We start from the raw sequence: 19,993 nt of genomic DNA, 5'->3' as shown, positions 1-19,993 counted from the left end.
GCTCGATCTTCGGGTCGGGCACGGTATCGCATCGGATATTGCTATCGCGATCGTCACGCGCGCGCCTGGTTCGGGGTGCTGGCCTTTGAACGATGCAACAGCTCGGTAACTTCCTGATCCGAAGTCTGGCCGAAATCCCTGTAGTGCATGCCGACCGCAAAGAACGGATCGGGACTCTTGAGACAAATGATCTCGTCTGCCTCCGCGCTCAGCTCGTCGAGCGAATCGCGTGGCGCGACCGGCACCGCAAGAACGAGACGGCCCGGCTTCGCCCTTGCGAGCGCTCTCAGCACGGCTTTCACGCTTCCGCCGGTGGCGATGCCGTCGTCGACGACAATGGTCGTACGGCCGGCAATCTCTGGCGGTGGATCACCCTCGCGGTAAAGGCGCCGTCGACGTTCGATTTCGGCAAGCTGGCGGGCAATCTCGGCTTCCAGGTAGGCTGCGCCCGGCTGGATCTCGCGAACGATGTCCTCATTGAGCACGACCTGCGGATGGGCGCCATCGACGACCGCACCGAGCCCGAGCTCCTCATGACCCGGCGCGCCGATCTTGCGCACGAGCGCCACGTCGAGCGGGGCGTGCAGCGCTTGCGCAATTTCGAATGCAACAGGAACGCCGCCGCGCGGCAGCGCAAGCACGACCGCGTCCTTGTCCCTGAACTTCATGAGCGCCGACGCCAGCCGACGTCCGGCGTCTCGCCGGTCGGCGAAAACCGTATCGGCGTCGATCACCTCTTCGGAGAGGGGCGACGCCAGGAATTGGCGGAACCAGCGCGTGGCATATTGCGTCACCTGCTCGAGCGCGCCGGGTTCTTCGAACAAATGCGTCGCCTTCGGCACGATCACGAGGTCCTTCTCGCACGAGAGCTCCGCAAAAGCCGAACGGTTGAGCGGAATCACCGGCAGGTCGGCTCCGCCGACGATCAGCAGCGTCGGCGCCCTGACGGCGTGCAGCGCATTGCCGGCCAAATCCGGGCGACCGCCGCGCGAAACCACCGCAGCGACGTTTTGTCGGTCGGCAGCCGCGACCAGCGCGGCCGCCGCACCGGTGCTTGCGCCGAAATAGCCAATCGGAAACTTCGCGAGCTCCGGCCTGTTGCGGGTCCAGTCTGCGGCGTCTGCAAGCCGTGATGCCAACAGCGGGATGTCGAATACGTTGCCACGGTCGCGCTCCTCCTCCGGGCTGAGGAGATCAAGCAGCAGCGTGGCAAACCCGGCCTCACGGAGAGCCGCTGCGACCTGGTTGTTGCGTGGGCTTAGACGGCCGCTACCGCTGCCATGCGCAAAAATCACGATGCCGGCCGCATCGTGAGGCATGCCCAGAATGCCCGCAAGGTGGTGCGGACCGATCATGACTTCGCTGAGCTGTTCCCGTGCACTCGCCATGATCAGAACCCAAAGGGATAGGTATCTGCCGCGCCCGCTACGGCTCGTGTCAGCTCGCGATTAGTCCTCTCGCGAACTTGTTCGGCTTCCGGTGAAAGGGCCATGCGCCGGCTTCCCTAGATAGTCCAGCATCGGCGTACCGACGCGCAGCTTGCAGGGATCGTGCTGAGCGAGCGCGGGAAACACCGATCAGCGTGCCTCGTTGAAGCAACTCAAGCGCCGGTCCGACGTTCCTTCGTATCGGCGGAATCGACCGGCAAGGTGCATCGTTGCACCCCGGAGAACCGAGCGAGCCCGCCGCTGCGACCTTTCGCATTCCATGAGCACGGGAGTCTGCATATGGTGTTCAAGTTGACGAGTCCTGCATTCGACGACGACCAGCCGATTCCGGTCAAATACACTTCCGACGGGCAGAATGTGTCTCCGCCGCTTCAATGGTCGGATCCCCCGCCCGGTACGAAGAGCTTCGCCCTCATCGTCGAGGATCCGGATGCACCGTCCGGCACGTTTCGGCATTGGGGCATCTACAACATCATGGGTGAGCGGACGATGTTGCCGGAAGCCATCGGTCACGGGCCAAAGACGGAGCGTCTCGGCAAAGGCGTGAACGATTTCGGCGAGCTAGGCTATGGCGGGCCCGCGCCGCCCAAGGGTCATGGTACGCATCACTATCACTTCAAGCTGGCGGCTTTGGATGTCGACGAGCTATCGCGTTCGCCCAGCATGCCGATAGTCGACATCTGGAAAGCAGCAGAGAAGCACACGATCGGCCAGGCTGAACTCGTCGGGACATACCGCAGATAGCGGCGACGCGCTGCATGGAACGAGCGGGTGTCGGGTGCGCCTGTGGCATGCCCGCTCCCGCTCGGCACTCTGTTCCTTCTGTTTGCATCGGTAGACTTGCTGCTCCGTGGCTTGGACTGTGTGGCTTGAGCCGTCGGTCCACAGGCTCAGTGACGCGAACGCTCCTGCAATCCTCAGCCGGAGTGCCTCAGGGAGCAACCCAAGCCAACGCTCGATCTCAGGCACTCGCACGACGGCCTCAAGGGCAAGCCTGTCGAGAACCGCATGCACTAGATGAAGCTGCGAGCAGAATGCCGCTCGCGATCGAGTCGCCGCTGGTCAGCGCACCGGTACCGCCCGGAGCAAGCCTTTCCTGCACGATTGCGTCCCTTGGCTGAGGCGAGCATCCGGATGCTCGCTGACCGCATCGGTCGGCGGGAATATGCTGTCGTATATCGCGCGGGCCTCTCGAATTAAGCGAGCCCGCTCAAGCTCCGGCTTCGAAACAAATCGAATGACTTCGCCCATGCAGGGTCCCCATCGGAAGGCATCATTGGTTTGTGGGTAGTTATGTTATAACGTAACATACGATGGATTAGCGTCCTGTCAAGTCGCGTTCGGTCTGGTCGGCAGCATCGGGACGCAACACGCCGGTCACCGGACGATGCTGAAAACGACTGGCGCTTCGCCGTCGTATCCATGCGTTGTAGGCTGGATGCGCCGATGGTGTCGAGCTGATCGAAGAGGCTAGCGTCGCAATGCCGTCTCGGGGATGGCCCTGCGCACCACCTCGCGCATCGCAAAGCTCGAGTGGATGCGCGCCACCCCGGGCATCCGGGAAAGATGTTGCTTGTGGATGCGCTCGAAGTCCGCGATGTCGCGTGCGATGACCTGCAAGTGATAGTCGTCACTGCCCGACATCAAGTGACAGGACACGACATCCGGACAGCGGGCGATCGCGGCTTCGAATGCGGCCAGGTAATCCTCGCTCTGTTTTTCCAGCGTGATGGTGACGACGACGGTCGTGACGAGCCCGAGCGCAGTCGGCTCGAGATCGGCGCGATAGCCCCTGATAATCCCACCTTCCTCGAGTTGGCGGATGCGGCGCGCGCAGGCTGTCGGCGACAGTCCGACCTTTTCGGCGAGCTCGGTCTGGCTCGCTCGGGCGTCCGCGAGGAGCTCGGTCAAAATCCGATAATCAATGCGATCCAGTTCATTCACGCTGTAAATCACTAATCAATAGGGCTATCGTGCAGAATATATGCGTAGATCGCTCCCAGCAAGCCGCAATTCGCCGAGAAGCGCTGCCGACTCAGCAGTACTTTTATCTGCAGCCAGAGATGGCCTCGGATGCAGGAGCAAGCCCATGCGGATCGGTGTGCCCAAGGAAATCAAGGTCGAGGAATATCGCGTCGGTCTGACGCCGGCTTCGGTGCGGGAGTATGTGACGCGGGGACACGACGTGATCGTCGAGCAGGGCGCCGGGATCGGCATTGGCGCAAGTGATGAGGTCTACCGTTCGGCTGGCGCTGCAATTGTGGATACGGCCGCGGAAATCTTCGCGACCGCTGATATGGTGGTCAAGGTCAAGGAGCCGCAGCCGAGCGAATGGCGCCAGCTTCACGACAATCAGATCCTCTTTACCTATTTGCATCTTGCGCCGGATGCGGCGCAGACCAAGGGGCTTCTGGCATCCGGCTGCACGGCGATTGCGTACGAGACGGTGACCGACGCCCATGGAGGGCTTCCCTTGCTTGCGCCGATGAGCGAAGTGGCGGGACGGTTGGCGATCGAGGCGGCGGGCGCTGCCTTGCGGAAATCGGCGGACGGAATGGGCAAGCTGATCGGCGGGGTGCCCGGCGTGGTGCCAAGCAGGATCGCGGTGATCGGCGGTGGCGTGGTCGGCACGCATGCCGCGCGGATGGCCGCAGGGCTCGGCGCCGACATCGTTATCCTGGACAGCTCGCTGCCGCGCCTTCGTGCTCTCGACGAGATGTTCCTGGGGCGCGTGCGCACACGCTATGCAACGCTGGAAGCGATCGAAGAGGAAGTCATTGCGGCCGATGTCGTGATCGGCGCCGTGCTGGTGCCGGGCGCCAGCGCGCCGAAGCTCGTCTCGCGCGCGCATCTCGGCCGCATGAAATACCGTGCCGTACTGGTCGACGTTGCGATCGACCAGGGCGGCTGCTTCGAGACGTCGCGGCCGACGACCCATCAGGCGCCGACCTATCTCGTCGACGAGATCGTGCACTATTGCGTCGCCAACATGCCGGGCGCGGTGCCGGTGACGTCGAGCCATGCGCTCAACAATGCCACGCTGCCGTTCGGCCTTGCTCTGGCTGAAAAGGGCATCCGCGCGCTGATTGAGGATCCGCATCTGCGCGCTGGACTCAACGTGCACCGCGGACAGATCACCAATCGCGCGGTCGCCGACAGCCAGAATTTGCCTGCAGCGGCACCCGAAATGATTTTGGCGGCGTGACGCCGACTCGCCTTACGAAGATTCTTGGCCCGCCTTCACGCCGCCCAGCACTGTCCTCCGCCGTCCACGCGCAGTACCTGGCCTGAGACGAACGCGCCCAGCGGACCTGCGAACACTTCGACGACGCGCGCGACTTCGTCGACGGTCGCGATGCGATCGAGCGTGCCGCCTTCCACCATCCGGTTCTGATCCACCGCGCGCGTGCCCATGAAGCGGCCGGTGCGGGTGTCGCCGGGGGCGATGCAGTTCACCGTGATGTCATAGGATCGGAGCTGATCGGCGAGGCAGCGCGTGTAATGCGTCATGCCGGCTTTCGCAACCGCATAGATCGAGCCGTTTGTGCGGCCCTTGAAGGCTGCGACGGAACCGATGGTGACGATGCGGCCCTGACGCCGCGGCATCATTTCCTTGGCCACCGCCTGGCAGGTCAGGATGGTTGAGAGCAGGTTGCGATCGAGCACCGCGCGAACATCCTCTTCGCGAATGCCGACGGCGTCGTTCGGATCGGGCTTGCCGCCTTTGGCCGCAATGTCGCCGCCGGCATTGTGAACGAGAATGTCGATCGGCCCCAGTTGCTTCGTCGTGGTCTCGACGACACGCGCGATGTCGGCGCCTTGCGTAAGGTCGCCGAGTACGCGGGTGGTGCGTACCCCATGCGCCGCGGCCACCGCTTCCGCGACCGCCGTCAGCGTCGATCCTTCGCCATATTCGGCTGGGCCGTGTTCGCGCATGCCATGGATGGCGACATCGGCCCCCATGGCCGCCAGCCGTTCGGCGAACGCGCGGCCTAGCCCGCGGCCAGCGCCGGTGACCAGCGCAACCTTGCCCTTCAGCGACCGCGCGTCGTCCTGTGATGCCATGACGTTCTCTCCTGATTTTCCCGAAATGTCAGTCTGCGGCGAGATCGAGGCCGATCGCGAGCGCCTGCACAAGGCACATCGGCGCGACCAGAGTGCGCAGCGCCGGCTCCGGCATGTCCTGGATTTCGAACACGACCGAGGCGCCCTCAACGATCGGGCTCAGCAGACTGTCGGTGATGGAGATCGCCGGCACGTTGCGCGCCACTAGTTCGGGAAATAGCCGCGCCGTGTCAGGGTAGTAGTTGCGGAAGCTGATCGCGACCAGCGCGTCTTCGGAAGTGGCCGGATGCGATTGTTCGTGGATGCTGCCGCCGGTGCCGTCCAGCAACACCACGCGCCGCCCGAGTTTCCGCAGCACATAAGCCAGATGCGTTGCTACGGGAAACGAGCCGCCGAGGCCCAGCAGATAAATATCGCGCGCCTTCGCCAATATCATGATGGCGGCTTCGAGTTGCCGTTCATGGGCCGACTGGCTCAACGTCACCAGGCTCGATTGGGCTTCCGCGACGAAGCGGCCCAGTACTGCCGCTGGTTTGCGGCCGAGGACCGATTTTTCCTCGCTCTTCATGCGCGCCAGCCGCGCCTTGTAGCTTGGCGCCACGCCGGCCACGAGGCGCGTTCGAAACACCTGCTGCATCTGGGTGAAGCCGCCAAAGCCCAGAGCATGAGCGAAGCGAACGATGGCCGAGGGAGGCACGCCGGAACGCTCGGCGATCTCCGCCACCGTGCCCAACGCGACGTCGGTCGGATGATCCAGGACGAATTCGGCGATCTGCTGCAGGCGGCCGGATAAAGCGCGATGCCGCTGGGCAATCGCGCCGCGCAGTTCGTCATAACTCATCGCCGTGCCGGCAGGTTTGTCCATGGCGTCAGCTCTATCCCATCGCGGCCGTTCTGCCGACCGGTTCAAATATTCCACTTTACAGGGGATAATAGAACGTTCATTCTAGGTGCCGCAACAAGAAAACAAGCCTGCTCGGGAGGGAGCCATGAAACAGCGTGAGATCTCGCGGCGAAGCGTTTTGCAGGGCAGCCTGATGGCCAGCGCCCTTGCCGGCACGGCGAGCTACTTCGGACCGTGGAAGGAAAACCGTGTCTGGGCGCAAGGCGCCGCCAAGCCGATCAAGCTCGGCCTGACCTGCGACGCCAGTGGTCAATACGGCAACAGCGGGCAGGACGATTTGCGCGGAATCCAGATGGCGATCGACGAGGCCAACGCCAAAGGCGGCGTGCTCGGCCGCAAGATCACCTGGATCACGGCGGATACCGAAACAACGCCGGCCACCGGCAGCCGCCTCGCCGAGCGGTTCATCACAAGAGAAGACTGCACTATCCTGATCGGCGCGGTGCATTCAGGCGTCGCCAATGCCATCACCCAGGTCGCTGCCAAGAATGGCGTCATCTACCTGAACACGAATTCGTCCGCACCCAGCGAGGCGGGCGAGAACTGCTCCCGCATCAAGTTCGTCTGGGACGGCAACGGCACCAATTTCTCCAAAGCCTCGGTCGCGAACGCCGTCAACTCGATCGGCAAGAACTGGATGCTGCTCACCAATGATTATGTGTGGGGCCACACCACCTCGGCGGCGACGAAAGCGCAGGTCGAAGGCGCCGGCGGCAAGATCGTCGACAATCTGCTGGTGCCGCAGAACACCCGCGACTTCACGGCCTACCTCTTGAAGATCCAGCAGGCGAAGCCGGATGTCGTGGCGACCGCGGTCGGCGGCGACGACATCAAGGCACTGCGCGAGCAGGTCGCCCAGCTCAAGCTCGACGGTAAACCTGCCTGGATCAACAACCAGCAGGACTGGCCGGACGTCTGGGGCTCGCCCGACAGCCTGTTCGGCGTGTTCGGCACCACCTGGTATCACAAGCTGGCGCTGCCTGGCGTCGCTGATTTCGTCAAGAAATGGCAGGCCACCAACAAGGAGGGCTCGATTCCGGTGCCCGGCAATGTTTCCTACAACGGCTACATGGCCACACGGGAATTGCTGCGTGCGATCGAGCGCGCAGGCTCGACCAACAACGTCAAGATCATCAAGGAGCTTGAGAATCTGAAGGTCTCGGCGACTGACCGCATGCAGCATTTCGATGCCTATATGGATCCGGTAACGCACCAGATGCAGCAGACGATCTATCTGGCGCGGCGCAATCCCAAGCCTGCGGACAAGACCGATCTGTACGAAATCATCAGTTGGACCGAGCCAAAGGCTGTGGCCGATACCGATGCGCAGGCCAAGTGCAAGCTGGTCCCCTACGAGCAGGTTCCTACGGTTGATTCCTGAGTTCACCGCTTGAATTCGCAGCGGGCGCGTCGTGTGCCCGCTGCCCTGCAACAGCAATACGAGAATGCAGCTTGTTCGATCTTCTGCCGCACATCCTCAACGGCCTCACGCTCGGCCTCCTGTTCGCGTTGATCGCGCTCGGCTTCATGCTGATCGTAGGCCTCATGGAGCAGATCAATCTCGCGCACGGCTCGCTGTTCGCGCTCGGCGCCTATTTCGCCATGCAACTGATGGGGCCGCGCCCGCCGTTCCCGGCTGACCTTGCGCAGTCCTGGCTGGCATTGCCGCTCGGCTGGCGCTACGCCGCGACGCTGATCCTTGCGCCGGCTGCGGTCGGCCTCGTCGGGATCGCCATCGAATTCTGCATGCGCCGGACCTACGGCAAGGATCCGCTTTACGGTTTGCTGCTGACCTTTGGCGCTGCGATGGTGATCGAGGAGATGATCCGCCTGACCTGGGGCACGCGCGACTACGTGTTGCAGGTGCCGCAAGCGGTCAATGGCGGTTTTATCTTCGGCGATCTGATCTGGTCGACCTACCGCTTCTATGCCGCGGGCATTGCAGCCGCGGTCATCGGACTGGTCTGGCTCCTGATCGAAAAGACCTCGTTTGGCGCCACCGTGAAGGCGGGTGCGCATGACAGCGAAATCGTGCGCGCGCTCGGCATCAACTTGACGCGGCTGCGGCTGCTCGTCTTCGTGTTCGGCACTATGCTGGCGGCCATCGCCGGCATTATCGTGGCGCCGATCTGGGGCATACGCCCGCACATGGGCGTCGACGCCGTCATTCCGGCATTCCTGGTAATCGTGCTCGGCGGCGTCGGCAGTTTCTGGGGCGCGGTCGTTGCCGGCCTTCTGGTCGGGCTCGCCGTCGGTCTGTCCGGCGCCTACGCCTCCGAGTGGTCGTTGCTATCGATGTACGTGTTACTGGTGGCGGTCGTGACCTTCAGGGCGCGCGGGCTCTGGGGCAAGAAAAGCGTGCTCGAGGCCTGAAGATGATCCCAGCTCCGCAATCCGATTCCGCGCGGCTCATCACGCCGACCATGCTGGTGCTGGGGCTGGTGCTGGCCACCGTGCCGCTCTGGATCGCACGCGTCGGCCTCTATCCCTATCTCGGGATCGAGATCCTGATCTGGTCGCTCTATGCGCTCGCGTTCAATCTCGTGCTGGGCACCGCCGGCCTGCCGTCGTTCGGCCACGGCGCTTATTTCGGCATTGGAGCCTATGCTTTCGGCCTCTGCCAGTTCAATGTCGTCGCCAATCTCTGGGCCTGCCTTGCGGCCGCATTTGCAGTCGCGGGTTTGGCCGGCGCGCTGGTCGCGCTATTTATCTCGCACCGGCGGGGCATCTACTATGCCTTCATGACCATCGCCTTTGGCCAGATTTTCTGGACGGTTGCGATCAAGTCGCACAAGGTCACGGGCGGCGAGGATGGGCTATTGAAGATCGCGCGGCTGCCCGCCGATTTTGGGTTTGCGTCGTTCGATCTCGCCGGCAATGTGGCATTCTACTATTTTGTCCTCATCGTCTTCGGAATCGCTGTTATCGCGCTGTGGCGGCTGGTGCATTCGCCCTATGGCCGGGTTATCGCGGCGATCAAGCAGAGCGAAACCCGCGCTGCGCATCTCGGCTATAATGTGTGGCTCTACAAGGCGTCGATCTTCGTGCTGTCGGCGGCAGTATCAGGATTTGCCGGCGGCCTGTTCGCGATGGCGCAGCTTGCGGCGTTCCCTGATGTAATGAGCCTGCATCAGTCCGGCTACGTCGTGATGATGACGCTGGTCGGCGGCGGCCTCGTCAGCTTCTGGGGTCCCGTCATCGGCGTGTTTCTGTTCCTGATCGCGCGCGACGTGATCGGCGCCATGACGAACGCCTGGATGCTTTATTTCGGGCTGCTGTTCATCGCGGTCGTGCTCTTCCGGCCTGAGGGCGTTGCCGGAGCCATCATGGCCGCGTGGCAGAACCGGTCGCTGAATTCGATGCGGCAGCAAGGCGGCACTGCGCTGCGTCTCTTGTTCGGAGGCGGACGATGGCGCTGATCGAAGTTTCCGGCGTTCATGTTCGCTTCGGCGACCGCGTCGTGCTTGAAAGCATCGACCTGACAGTGCCCGAGGGGGAGTTCCACGGCCTGATGGGGCCGAACGGCGCCGGTAAGACCACATTCTTCAACGTGCTCACCGGCCGCGTCAAGCCGAGCCGTGGCTCGATCCGGTTCGACGGCGAGGATGTGACGGGGCTGAGCTCGCATCGCATTGCAGCCAAAGGCGTCGCCCGCTCGTTCCAGATCATGACACTGTTCGACGAGTTTTCCGCGCGCGAGAATGTCATGGTCGGCCTGCCGGGCTTCCGCGCCCGCGGATTCGATATGCGCCACGCCGCTGCCGGCGATCGCGGGTTTGCCGAGAAGGCTTCCGAGATACTTGTTACCGTTGGCCTCGCCGACAAGGGCGATACGCGCGCCAAGGATCTCAGCTATGGCGACCGCCGTGCGCTCGAGATCGCGGTCGCGCTGGGGCAGGGACCCCGCGTGTTGTGCCTGGACGAGCCAACCTCCGGGCTTGGCTCCGACGGCGTGCAGCGCCTCGCGACGCTGGTTGGCCGGCTCAAGGGCAAGCTAACGATCGTGGCCATCGAGCACGACATGGAATTCCTGTTCTCGCTGGCCGACCGTATTTCCGTGATCCATTGGGGCCAAGTGGTCGCGCGCGGCGCGCCGCACGAGCTGCAGCAGAATGAATGGGTCAAGCGCTCTAACCTCGGGCGGTTCGCATGATTCTCCAGGTAGAGGCGGTCGATACGTTTTACGGTGAGACGCAGGCGCTGTTTGGCGCATCGCTATCTGTCGAGCGCGGCAAGGTATTTGCGCTGTTGGGCCCTAACGGCGCCGGCAAGACCACGATGCTGCGCTCGATCCTGGGATTGACCCGTCCGCGCCGAGGCGCCGTCAGGTTCGACGGCCGCGAGGTCACGCATAGCCCGACGCATGAAATCGCGCGCGGCGGGATCGGCTGGGTGCCCGACGACCGGCGGCTGTGTCCGACGCTCTCGGTGGCGCGCAATCTCGGCATTGCGCAGAAGCGGACGAAGTTCCGGAGCTGGACCGTCAAGGAGGCGTGCGAAATCTTCTCGCCGCTCGAGTACCTGATGGAACGCGAATGCGAAAACCTGTCGGGCGGCGAGATGCAAATGGTGGCGATCGCGCGTGCGCTTGTCGGATCGCCCGGACTGATCCTGTTCGACGAGCCGAGCCAGGGGCTGGCGCCGAAAATCGTTGGTGACGTGCTTGCGACCATCCGCAGGCTGCGGAACGAGGGCGTCGCCTCGCTGGTGGTCGAGCAGAATGCCGAGATCGCGCTGTCGGTCGCCGACCAAGCCGCCGTTATCGACCGCGGCCGGATCGCCTGGAGCGGAGAGGCCGCGACGCTTCGTGACGACCGCGGCTTGCGCCAACGCCTGCTTGGAGTTCACTGATGGCCTCGCCGCTGCTCGTCCTCGATCAGGTCCGCAAGGTCTACACGCGTGGCCGCGTGGTGCGCCGCCCGACGTTCACACTTGAAGCCAATCTCGTGATCGACCGACCCGCTGTTATCGGCGTGGTCGGCCCGAACGGGGCCGGCAAGACGACGCTGTTCGAAATGATGACCGGCTCGAATGCGCCATCGTCCGGCCGCGTTTACGTTGCCGGCACAGATATCCATAAGGTCAAGTACCGCGAACGCGACCGCCTCGCGATCCATTATCACCAGACCTATCAGGTACGCCGCTTCCGCAAGCTGGTGCCATCGATACTCCTCGAAAAGTCGCCGACGCCGGCGCCGATGGTGCATCTGTTCGACGAGCCGCAATTCAACCTGCAGGACGGCTATATCGGCTTTATGCTCGATTTCTTCCGCAAACTGCGCGCGGAGGGGCGGCTCGTGGTGGTGTGCCTGCATCCGACTGCGGCCTGGCACCTGGAAATTCTGGCCGAAATCGCTGAACAATATCTGCTCGTCGCGGACGGTGGCGTCACGCGACAGCCGGATTTTGCGACGCTCACCCGCGAGCCCCGGTTCCGGAGCTATCTGGGCCCGGAATTGACGCGGGCCGCGGAGGCGCTATGCGCCGGTCGCGCGGCCGCACGTCCTTGAATCGGCTTTGCAATTCGATCGGGCTTCCATCATATAGGCGCCTGATTTCCGCCGCGCGCGCCATTTGGCGACTAATAAGCTCAGGGAGAAAGTCTCGTGGCATATTCGAATACCCAACTCTTCATCAACGGCAAATGGCGTCCGAGCCAGTCGGGCAAGACCATCCCCGTGCTCAACCCGGCAACCGAGGAGACGATCGGCACCGTTGCGCATGCCGACCGTGCCGATCTTGACGAGGCGCTGGAAGCCGCCGCCAAGGGTTTTAAGGTCTGGCGCGCGGTGGCGCCGTTCGACCGCTGCAAGATCATGCGCAAGGCGGCCGCGATCATGCGCGAGCGCAATGACGAGATCGCGCCGCTGTTGACGATGGAGCAGGGCAAGACGCTGGCCGAAGCGAAGATCGAAGCGATGGCGGCGGCCGACATCATCGAGTGGTTCGCCGAGGAAGCCAAGCGCGCCTATGGAAGGGTGATCCCGGCCCGTGGTCCCGGCATTTACCAGATCGCAGTCAAGGAGCCGGTTGGCCCGGTCGCGGCCTTTTCGCCCTGGAATTTCCCGATCAACCAGGTCGTTCGCAAGCTCTCCGCGGCTCTCGCAGCCGGCTGCTCCATTATCGTCAAAGCGCCCGAGGAAACCCCGGCATCTCCGGCGCAACTGATCAAGGCGTTCGCTGACGCGGGCGTGCCCGATGGCGTCATCAACCTGGTCTTCGGCGTGCCTTCGGAGATTTCGGAATATCTCATTCCGCATCCGGTGATCCGCAAGATTTCCTTCACCGGCTCCACCGTCGTGGGCAAACAGCTTTCGGCCTTGGCGGGCCTGCACATGAAGCGCGCCACCATGGAACTGGGCGGCCATGCGCCCGCGATTGTGTTCAAGGACGCGGATGTCTCCTCGGCGGCGAAGATCCTGGCGGCGGCGAAATACCGAAATGCCGGCCAGGTCTGCATCTCGCCGACGCGCATGCTGGTGCAGGACGATGTGTTCCGTGAATTCGTCGACAAGTTCGTCGAGGGCGCCAAGTCGATGAAGGTCGGCAATGGCCTCGATCCGGAATCGAAGATGGGTTCGCTCGCCAATCCGCGCCGCGTTACCGCGATCGAGGGCATGGTGCAGGACGCCGTTGGCAAGGGCGCCAAGCTCGAGACCGGGGGTCACCGCGTCGGCAACAAGGGCTACTTCTTCGAGCCGACCGTGGTCAGCGACGTGCCGAAGGATGCGCGCGCCATGAACGAGGAGCCGTTCGGTCCGCTGGCGCTGATCTCGCGGTTCTCCACCTTCGACGAGGTGGCCGAGGAGGCCAACCGCTTGCCGTTCGGTCTCGCGTCCTACGCCTTCACCAGCTCGACCAAGACGGCGACCGCGATCGGCGCGGCGATCGAAGCCGGCATGGTCTCGATCAACAGTTTTGGTCTGGCTCTGCCCGAAGTGCCGTTCGGCGGCGTCAAGGATTCCGGCTACGGCTCGGAAGGCGGCACCGAGGCGATGGAGGGTTATTTCAATACCAAGTTCATCACCCAGACCGGGGTGTGAACCAGGCTGGCGAAGCCAGCCCTGTTTGCTTCGCTCATGATATGGCCCGACGCTCTACCCGGAGCGTCGGGCTAATTTTTTACGATCCATGCAAGCAGCAGGATGACGAGCACGATCAGGCCCGCCGACAGGCTCTTCCAGAACACCAGCGGATCGCGCTCGTAAAGCGAGCGCCGCGACGTGACGGCGGGCTTTGCCCACATCGCGCCGTTCTCGAGCTCGTGCGAGAATTCGATGACGTCGCCATAGCGTTGCGTGCGATCGACGTTGAGCGCCTTGCCGACCACCGCGTCCAGCCAGGCCGGCAGGTCGGGGCGATAGCGCGAGAGGTAGGCGGGTTTGCCGAAGCGGGGCCGCGAGAACGGTTCGATTTCGCCGTAGGGATAGGCGGCGGTGAACATCCGGTACACGGTTACGCCGAGCGCATAGAGATCGGAAAACTCGTCGCCGGGCCGCCCGCCGAACAACTCCGGCGCCATGTAGCTCGGTGTGCCCGGAATATCCTCAGCCGGGAAGTCCTCGAGCAACGGCACGCGCGCGACGCCGAGATCGACCAGCCGCAATCCGCCGGCCTTCAACAGGATCACGTTGTCGGGCTTGATGTCGCGATGGATTATGCCGGCCCGGTGCAGGGTCGCAACCGCGCGCGCCAGCTTGGTTGCGATGCCGATGCCTTCGGCCAGCGAAAGCTGCGGCGAGCGATTGAGCCGCTGTTCCAGCGTCTCGCCTTCGTAAAGCGGCATCACCGAATAGAGCCGGGTCTGCCGTTCGGCCGGCAGTTCGATGATTTCGCCGATCCAGAGGCTGCGCACGCGGGCCGCGACCCATGCCTCGCGGACGAAGGCGAGGCGATACGAGCCCTCACTGGCCACGCGCGGATGCGGAAATTTCAGCACGACCTCGCGACCCTGCCGCTTGTCGATCGCTTTAAACAGCCGGCTGTAGCGCCCATCGGACAGCATTTCGCCGAGCGTAAAATCGTCGATGACGCCGCCGGTTTCGGGCAGGTCAAGAATTGGAAGCGTCGCGATCGAGTGGGTGAGCTCGTCCCGGTCGGCGGGCGGCAGGTCGACGACATCGAGCACCAGCGCTGTCATGTTGTCGGTGGAACCGGCATCCAGCGCCGCGTCGACCAGCGCGCGAGCGGATTCTTCCGGCGAGGTGCGCTCGCTCAATAATAGCTGCAGGCGGTGATCGGCAAGCACGCCATGGACGCCGTCGCTGCAGATCAGCAGCCTGTCGTGCTGCCGTAACCCGACGGTGGCGTAGTCGAAGCGGGCAAAATCCTCGAAGCCGATGGCGCGGTTGAGCAGATGAGCGAGATCGCCGCGTCCGGCGATGTGGTCGGTGGTCAGCCGCTCCAGCCGTCCCTCGCTCAGGCGATAGGCGCGGGTGTCGCCGATGTGAATGATGTGGCAAAGCCGCCGCGACAGGATGATCGACGAGAAGGCGCAGCTCATGCCGCTGAGGCGAGGATCGGTGCGGCCTTGCGTATAGATCCAGCTATTGGCGGCTTCCAGCGAGCGCGACGCCCGGCGGCGTACGCCCAGCGTCTCGGGGAGGGAATAATAGGCGTCGATGAAGCAACGAACCGCAAGCTCGGCGGCTTCGCGTCCGCCCTTGTGTCCGCCGACGCCGTCAGCGACGGCGGCGACGATGTCGCGGTTGCTTACACCAGATCGGCCGAGACAGGTCCCGACATAATCCTCATTGGCGGAGCGCTTGCCAGTCTCGCTGACGAAGCCGACGCGAACCCCGAGATTCCGCTGCGAACCGATTGTCACGCGCGCGACCTGTCAATTTAGCAGCGCGCGCCGTCAGACCCGCGCTCCCGATGCGGCGCCCCACGTGGTGCGCCAGCGCACCTTGACCATGGCAAGTCCGAGGAAACCAAGCAACGCCAGCAGGCCGAAAAACAGGAAGCCCGCGCCAAATCCGCCGGTCATTCCCTTGGCGACGCCGAGCGCCTTGGCAAGGAAGAAACCGCCGATGCCTCCGGCGCAACCCACCATGCCGGTCATCAGGCCGATCTCCTGGCGGAAGCGGAGCGGAATGAGCTGAAACACGGCGCCATTGCCCATGCCGAGCGCGAGGACTCCGATGGAGAACAGCAGCACCGACATCCAGGCGATCCGTGGCATTTCGGTGAGCGCCCAACCCGCAGCCACTGGCGCGGCCGGCCCCTCCGGCATGAAGGCGATGACGAGATACGCCGCCACGACGACGCCAAAGAACATCGATAATGAACGGATGCCGCCGATGCGGTCGGCGATCAGGCCGCCGACCGGGCGGAAACCCGAGCCGAAGGCAACGATCAAGGAAACCAGCAGACCCGCCGCGACGCCTGATACGTGATATTGCACGGTGAAATACAGCGGCAACGCGTTGGCGAGGCCAACGAAGCCGCCGAAGGTGATGAAGTAGAAGAACATGAACCAGCGGCTGTCGGGATCGCGCAGCAACGTGCCATAGGCCTTCAGCGAGATCGGCTTGCGCTCTCCGGGCGCATCCTTGGCGGCATAGGCGTAGTAGGCGAGGATCAGCACCATCGGAACGAGCAGCACGCCGAACACGGCTTGCCAGCCCCAAAGCTCGGCAATCGTCGGCGCGAACATCGTGTCGAGCACGACGCCCATGTTGCCGGCGCCGGCGATCCCCATCACCACGCCTTGATATTGCGGCGGATACCAGCGGCTCGCCTGCGGCAGTGCCACCGCGAACGAAGCGCCGCCGATGCCGAGCGCGAGACCGAAGATTTCCACCGACAGCTTGTTCGGGAGTCCGAAATAGCAAACCCAGGACGTCGCGGCGATGACGACGAGCTGCGCGACAATTCCGGTCCGCTTGGCGCCGAACAGATCGGCGAGTAGGCCCATCGGCACCCGCAGCAGCGCGCCGGCCAGAACCGGGATGGCAACGAGCGTGAACTTCTCGTCGACGGCCAGGTTCATGTCATGCACGATGTAGACGATCAACGGACCGAGCGCGACCCAAGCCATGAAGCTTATGTCGAAATAGAGAAAGGCGGCGAGTAGCGTGGGCCAATGGCCGGCCTTCTTGAATTCAGCAAACTTCATCGAGCAGCCTCGAACAGCGGCGTGTGACACCGCGCGGGCCGCGCGGTAATCTCGGCACAAGGAGACGGAATTTGGGAAGCGAGTCGGCTCGTCGTTGAGACGCACTCTAGGTCTCAGCGTCAGCAATTCACGTGCCAGACAAACAAGCGCGCCACTTGGCGTGTGTTTGCAGTACCTTGCCAGGTGCGCCCAAACTGCCGCGAATGCGGCCGCTGCTCCGTTTGTTGGCAAAACCAGCCGCTCGAACGTGCAGTGTGGTGTTTTATTATGCTGTGCGAAGTATTAACGAAGAAGGCTCTCCTGAAACCCGCCGGTCGGCGCCGTGCTATTTCCACGGGCACATTGCCATCGAGTCACGGTGAAGTATTCGGGTTGTGCACAATGGATAGCCCCTACGGGTGATTTTTTGGGCATCCATGCACGCGCAGGTGCAGCCAATTAGCGATTTACCTGCCGAAGCCGTGTGTTGCGCCCGAAGAACTACGGGTTCGGCGTTGGCACGTCTCTTGAATACATGAGATATCGATCGTCATAGCCGACGATACTCTGCCCGCCGATGGGCGCTCCTCAATCATCAATAATTCTCGCCAATCGACGATGCAGGGTTGCGTCGCCGAGCGGGGCCATCGGAACCTGAATTAGAAGGCAGAGCATGCTCGACAAAGTAAACAAGCCGAAGTTGGTGGTGATCGGCAACGGCATGGCCGGCATCCGCACGGTGGAATTGCTGCTGGACCGTGCGCCCGATCTCTATGACATCACCGTGTTCGGCTCCGAGCCATACGGCAACTACAACCGAATTCTGCTGTCGCCCGTGCTTGCCGGCGAGAAGACCGTCGACGACATCATGCTTAACCCGGAGCAGTGGTACGACGATAACGGCATCACGCTGCGCAAGGGCGAAATGATCGAGATGATCGATCGCCGTACCTGCGAAGTCGTGACGCGAGAGGGCGCGCGGGTACCCTACGATCGCCTGCTGATCGCCACCGGCTCGAACCCGATCATGTTGCCGCTTCCAGGCAAGGACCTCCGGGGCGTCATCGGCTTTCGCGATATCCAGGACGTCGAGCATATGGTTCAGGCCTCGACGAGCTTCAAGGATGCCGTCGTGATCGGCGGCGGTCTGCTCGGCCTCGAAGCGGCCAACGGCCTGATGAAGCGCGGCATGAACGTCACCGTCGTGCATCTGCTCGACACGCTGATGGAGCGCCAGCTCGATCAGGTCGCGGGCGGACTGCTGCGCAAGTCGCTGGAAGAGCGCGGCATGGTGTTCAAGATGCCGGCGCAAACGGAGGCGATTCTCGGCGAGGATCGCGTAACCGGTGTGCGCTTCGCCGACGGCGAGGAGATCCCCGCGGATCTGGTCGTGATGGCGGTCGGCATCCGCCCGAATGTCGAGCTGGCGCGCAAGGCAGGCCTCTATTGCGAGCGCGGCATCGTGGTCTCCGACACCATGCAGACCTATGACGGCCGGATCTACGCCGTCGGCGAATGCGTGCAGCACCGGCGCCAGACCTACGGGCTCGTGGCTCCCTTGTTCGACCAGGCCAAGGTCTGCGCCAACCACCTCGCCATGAAGGGTTTCGCCACCTATGACGGATCGGTGGTTTCGACCAAACTGAAGGTGACCGGGATCGACCTGTTCTCCGCCGGCGACTTCGCGCCGGGTGCGGACAAGGAAGAGATCGTCATGCAGGACGCCTCCCGCGGCGTCTACAAGCGCATCATCCTGCGCGACAAGAAAATCGTCGGCGCCGTGCTCTATGGCGATACCATCGACGGCCCGTGGTACTTCCAGCATCTGCGCGACGGCACCGACGTTTCGCAGATGCGCGAGCGGCTGGTGTTCGGTGCCGCCAATCTCGGCGACGGCGGCCATAGCGGCAAGAACTCGGTTGCCGCCATGAGCGACGATACGGAAATCTGCGGATGCAACGGCGTCTGCAAGGGGACGATCGTCAAGGCAATCAGCGAAAAGAAACTCTTCACGATCGATGACGTGCGTGCCCACACCAAGGCGTCGTCGTCGTGCGGTTCCTGCACCGGCCTGGTCGAGCAGGTACTCGCTTTCACGCTCGGCGGCGACTATTCGGCGGCGCCGAAGGTCAAGCCGATGTGCGCGTGCACCGATCACAGCCACGATGATGCGCGCCGCGTCATCGTCGAGAATGGATTGAAGACCATCCCTGATGTCATGAAGTTCATGGACTGGAAAACGCCGAACGGGTGCCACTCCTGCCGGCCTGCCCTGAACTATTATCTGCTTGCCACCTGGCCCGGCGAGTATCGCGACGATCAGCAGTCGCGCTATATCAACGAGCGCGTTCACGCCAATATCCAGAAGGACGGAACGTATTCGGTCGTGCCGCGGATGTGGGGCGGTGTCACGACGCCGGATGAATTGCGCGCCATCGCCGATGTCGCAGACAAGTTCAAGATTCCGACCGTCAAGGTGACCGGCGGACAGCGCATCGATCTTCTGGGCGTAAAGAAGGAGGACCTGCCTGCGGTCTGGGCCGATCTCAATAATGCTGGCATGGTGTCGGGTCATGCCTATGCCAAGGGATTGCGCACGGTGAAGACCTGTGTCGGATCGGAATGGTGCCGTTTCGGCACGCAGGATTCGACCGGTCTCGGCATCAAACTCGAAAAGTTCATGTGGGGCTCGTGGACGCCGGCCAAGGTGAAACTTGCGGTCTCCGGTTGTCCGCGCAACTGCGCGGAAGCGACCTGCAAGGACGTCGGCGTCGTCTGCGTCGATTCCGGATTCGAGATCCATTTCGCCGGCGCCGCCGGTCTTCACATCAAGGGAACCGAATTCCTGGCCAAGGCAGCGACGGAAGAGGAGACGCTCGAAATCGTCGCTGCGCTGACGCAGCTTTATCGCGAGCAGGGCTGGTATCTGGAGCGCATGTACAAGTGGTGCGATCGGGTCGGTCTCGATGCGATCCGCAAGCAGGTGGTCGACGATGTCACCAACCGCAAGGCGCTGTTCAGCCGCTTCGCCCATTCGCAGCAATTCTCGCAGAGCGATCCCTGGGCGGCGCGCGCCCAGCGCGGCGTCGACCGTAACGAATTCACCCCGCTGGCGGAGCTCGAACTGGCATGACCAAGTGGATCGAAATCGGGGCGTTGAACGACATTCCCGTTCTCGGCTCGCGCGTGGTGAGGACGGCCTCCGGAGACATTGCGGTGTTCCGGACCGGCGAGGACGAGGTGTTCGCGCTCGACGACCGCTGTCCGCACAAGGGCGGACCGTTGTCGCAAGGGATCGTCCACAACAAGCGCGTCACCTGTCCGCTGCACAATTTCGTCATCGAGCTCAGAAGCGGCATGGCGGTCGCGCCCGACGAGGGATGCACGCGCGCGCATCCGACCAAGGTGGAGAACGGCATGGTCTGGCTTAGCGTCCAAACGGCAGCGGTTGTGCCCGCCGAGTGAGGGTGATCGCCC

General features: G+C 63.3%; 18 protein-coding genes. 11 read left to right on the top strand and 7 right to left on the bottom strand.

Annotation, left to right across the window (positions count from 1 at the left end; all coding sequences use genetic code 11):
- Positions 1-53: 53 nt before the first annotated feature.
- Positions 54-1,388, bottom strand: coding sequence for a phosphoribosyltransferase family protein (locus LMTR3_RS39960; RefSeq protein WP_349643787.1), 1,335 nt, complete (start codon positions 1,386-1,388; stop codon positions 54-56).
- Between the two features lie 339 nt (positions 1,389-1,727).
- Between LMTR3_RS39960 and LMTR3_RS02020 the strand changes: the two genes are divergently transcribed.
- Complete coding sequence (locus tag LMTR3_RS02020) at positions 1,728-2,192, top strand: YbhB/YbcL family Raf kinase inhibitor-like protein (protein WP_065743435.1); 465 nt, start codon at positions 1,728-1,730, stop codon at positions 2,190-2,192.
- A 318-nt stretch (positions 2,193-2,510) separates the two neighbouring features.
- On the opposite strand, the gene LMTR3_RS39025 is transcribed toward LMTR3_RS02020, so the two are convergent.
- Both LMTR3_RS39025 and LMTR3_RS02015 read right to left on the bottom strand, forming a co-directional pair.
- A complete protein-coding gene (locus tag LMTR3_RS39025; RefSeq protein ID WP_084029364.1) occupies positions 2,511-2,699 on the bottom strand; it encodes a hypothetical protein in 189 nt (62 codons plus the stop codon).
- 219 nt (positions 2,700-2,918) lie between these two features.
- Entirely contained in the window at positions 2,919-3,392 is a 474-nt protein-coding gene (locus tag LMTR3_RS02015; protein ID WP_065743618.1) for an Lrp/AsnC family transcriptional regulator, read from the bottom strand.
- Positions 3,393-3,537: 145 nt separating this feature from the next.
- Here LMTR3_RS02015 and ald point away from each other — a divergent pair, with 145 nt between their 5' ends.
- The gene (gene ald, locus LMTR3_RS02010; protein WP_065743434.1) at positions 3,538-4,653 is read left to right on the top strand and encodes an alanine dehydrogenase; all 1,116 of its coding nucleotides are present in this window, start codon (positions 3,538-3,540) and stop codon (positions 4,651-4,653) included.
- A gap of 35 nt (positions 4,654-4,688) precedes the next feature.
- On the opposite strand, the gene LMTR3_RS02005 is transcribed toward ald, so the two are convergent.
- Positions 4,689-5,513 carry an SDR family NAD(P)-dependent oxidoreductase gene (locus tag LMTR3_RS02005; RefSeq protein ID WP_065743433.1) on the bottom strand — a complete coding sequence of 275 codons (825 nt, stop codon included), beginning with the start codon at positions 5,511-5,513 and terminating at the stop codon, positions 4,689-4,691.
- A gap of 28 nt (positions 5,514-5,541) precedes the next feature.
- Positions 5,542-6,378: a MurR/RpiR family transcriptional regulator gene (locus LMTR3_RS02000; protein ID WP_065743432.1), complete on the bottom strand. Its 837-nt coding sequence runs from the start codon at positions 6,376-6,378 to the stop codon at positions 5,542-5,544.
- Between the two features lie 124 nt (positions 6,379-6,502).
- Here LMTR3_RS02000 and LMTR3_RS01995 point away from each other — a divergent pair, with 124 nt between their 5' ends.
- The 7 genes from LMTR3_RS01995 to LMTR3_RS01965 all read left to right on the top strand — a co-directional run bounded on the left by LMTR3_RS01995 (position 6,503) and on the right by LMTR3_RS01965 (position 13,460).
- On the top strand, positions 6,503-7,798 hold the full coding sequence (locus LMTR3_RS01995; RefSeq protein ID WP_245319701.1) for an ABC transporter substrate-binding protein: 1,296 nt from the start codon (positions 6,503-6,505) through the stop codon (positions 7,796-7,798).
- 71 nt (positions 7,799-7,869) lie between these two features.
- Complete coding sequence (locus tag LMTR3_RS01990) at positions 7,870-8,790, top strand: branched-chain amino acid ABC transporter permease (RefSeq protein ID WP_065743431.1); 921 nt, start codon at positions 7,870-7,872, stop codon at positions 8,788-8,790.
- 2 nt (positions 8,791-8,792) lie between these two features.
- Complete coding sequence (locus LMTR3_RS01985; RefSeq protein WP_065743430.1) at positions 8,793-9,836, top strand: branched-chain amino acid ABC transporter permease; 1,044 nt, start codon at positions 8,793-8,795, stop codon at positions 9,834-9,836.
- Positions 9,827-10,570, top strand: a complete 744-nt coding sequence (locus LMTR3_RS01980) for an ABC transporter ATP-binding protein (protein WP_065743429.1) — start codon at positions 9,827-9,829, stop codon at positions 10,568-10,570. The genes LMTR3_RS01985 and LMTR3_RS01980 overlap by 10 nt, the downstream gene beginning before the upstream one ends.
- A complete protein-coding gene (locus tag LMTR3_RS01975; protein ID WP_057844114.1) occupies positions 10,567-11,268 on the top strand; it encodes an ABC transporter ATP-binding protein in 702 nt (233 codons plus the stop codon). The genes LMTR3_RS01980 and LMTR3_RS01975 overlap by 4 nt, the downstream gene beginning before the upstream one ends.
- Positions 11,268-11,927 carry an ATP-binding cassette domain-containing protein gene (locus LMTR3_RS01970; RefSeq protein ID WP_065743428.1) on the top strand — a complete coding sequence of 220 codons (660 nt, stop codon included), beginning with the start codon at positions 11,268-11,270 and terminating at the stop codon, positions 11,925-11,927. Before LMTR3_RS01975 ends, LMTR3_RS01970 begins: the two co-directional genes overlap by 1 nt.
- A gap of 96 nt (positions 11,928-12,023) precedes the next feature.
- On the top strand, positions 12,024-13,460 hold the full coding sequence (locus tag LMTR3_RS01965) for an NAD-dependent succinate-semialdehyde dehydrogenase (RefSeq protein ID WP_065743427.1): 1,437 nt from the start codon (positions 12,024-12,026) through the stop codon (positions 13,458-13,460).
- A 71-nt stretch (positions 13,461-13,531) separates the two neighbouring features.
- Here the strand turns inward: LMTR3_RS01965 and LMTR3_RS01960 are convergent, their stop codons facing one another.
- A complete protein-coding gene (locus LMTR3_RS01960; protein ID WP_065743426.1) occupies positions 13,532-15,244 on the bottom strand; it encodes a bifunctional protein-serine/threonine kinase/phosphatase in 1,713 nt (570 codons plus the stop codon).
- A gap of 33 nt (positions 15,245-15,277) precedes the next feature.
- Positions 15,278-16,663: a nitrate/nitrite transporter gene (locus tag LMTR3_RS01955; RefSeq protein ID WP_349643786.1), complete on the bottom strand. Its 1,386-nt coding sequence runs from the start codon at positions 16,661-16,663 to the stop codon at positions 15,278-15,280.
- A gap of 526 nt (positions 16,664-17,189) precedes the next feature.
- Between LMTR3_RS01955 and nirB the strand changes: the two genes are divergently transcribed.
- The gene (gene nirB, locus LMTR3_RS01950) at positions 17,190-19,649 is read left to right on the top strand and encodes a nitrite reductase large subunit NirB (RefSeq protein ID WP_065743424.1); all 2,460 of its coding nucleotides are present in this window, start codon (positions 17,190-17,192) and stop codon (positions 19,647-19,649) included.
- Positions 19,646-19,981 (top strand): nitrite reductase small subunit NirD, encoded by a 336-nt coding sequence (gene nirD / locus LMTR3_RS01945; RefSeq protein WP_065743423.1) that lies wholly within the window; start codon positions 19,646-19,648, stop codon positions 19,979-19,981. Before nirB ends, nirD begins: the two co-directional genes overlap by 4 nt.
- Positions 19,982-19,993 lie beyond the last annotated feature (12 nt).

The sequence above is a fragment of the Bradyrhizobium sp. LMTR 3 genome (genome assembly GCF_001693485.1).
Taxonomy (GTDB): Bacteria; Pseudomonadota; Alphaproteobacteria; order Rhizobiales; family Xanthobacteraceae; genus Bradyrhizobium.
Note: the sequence above shows the minus strand (reverse complement) of the source record. Positions and strands in the feature narration are given on the sequence as shown.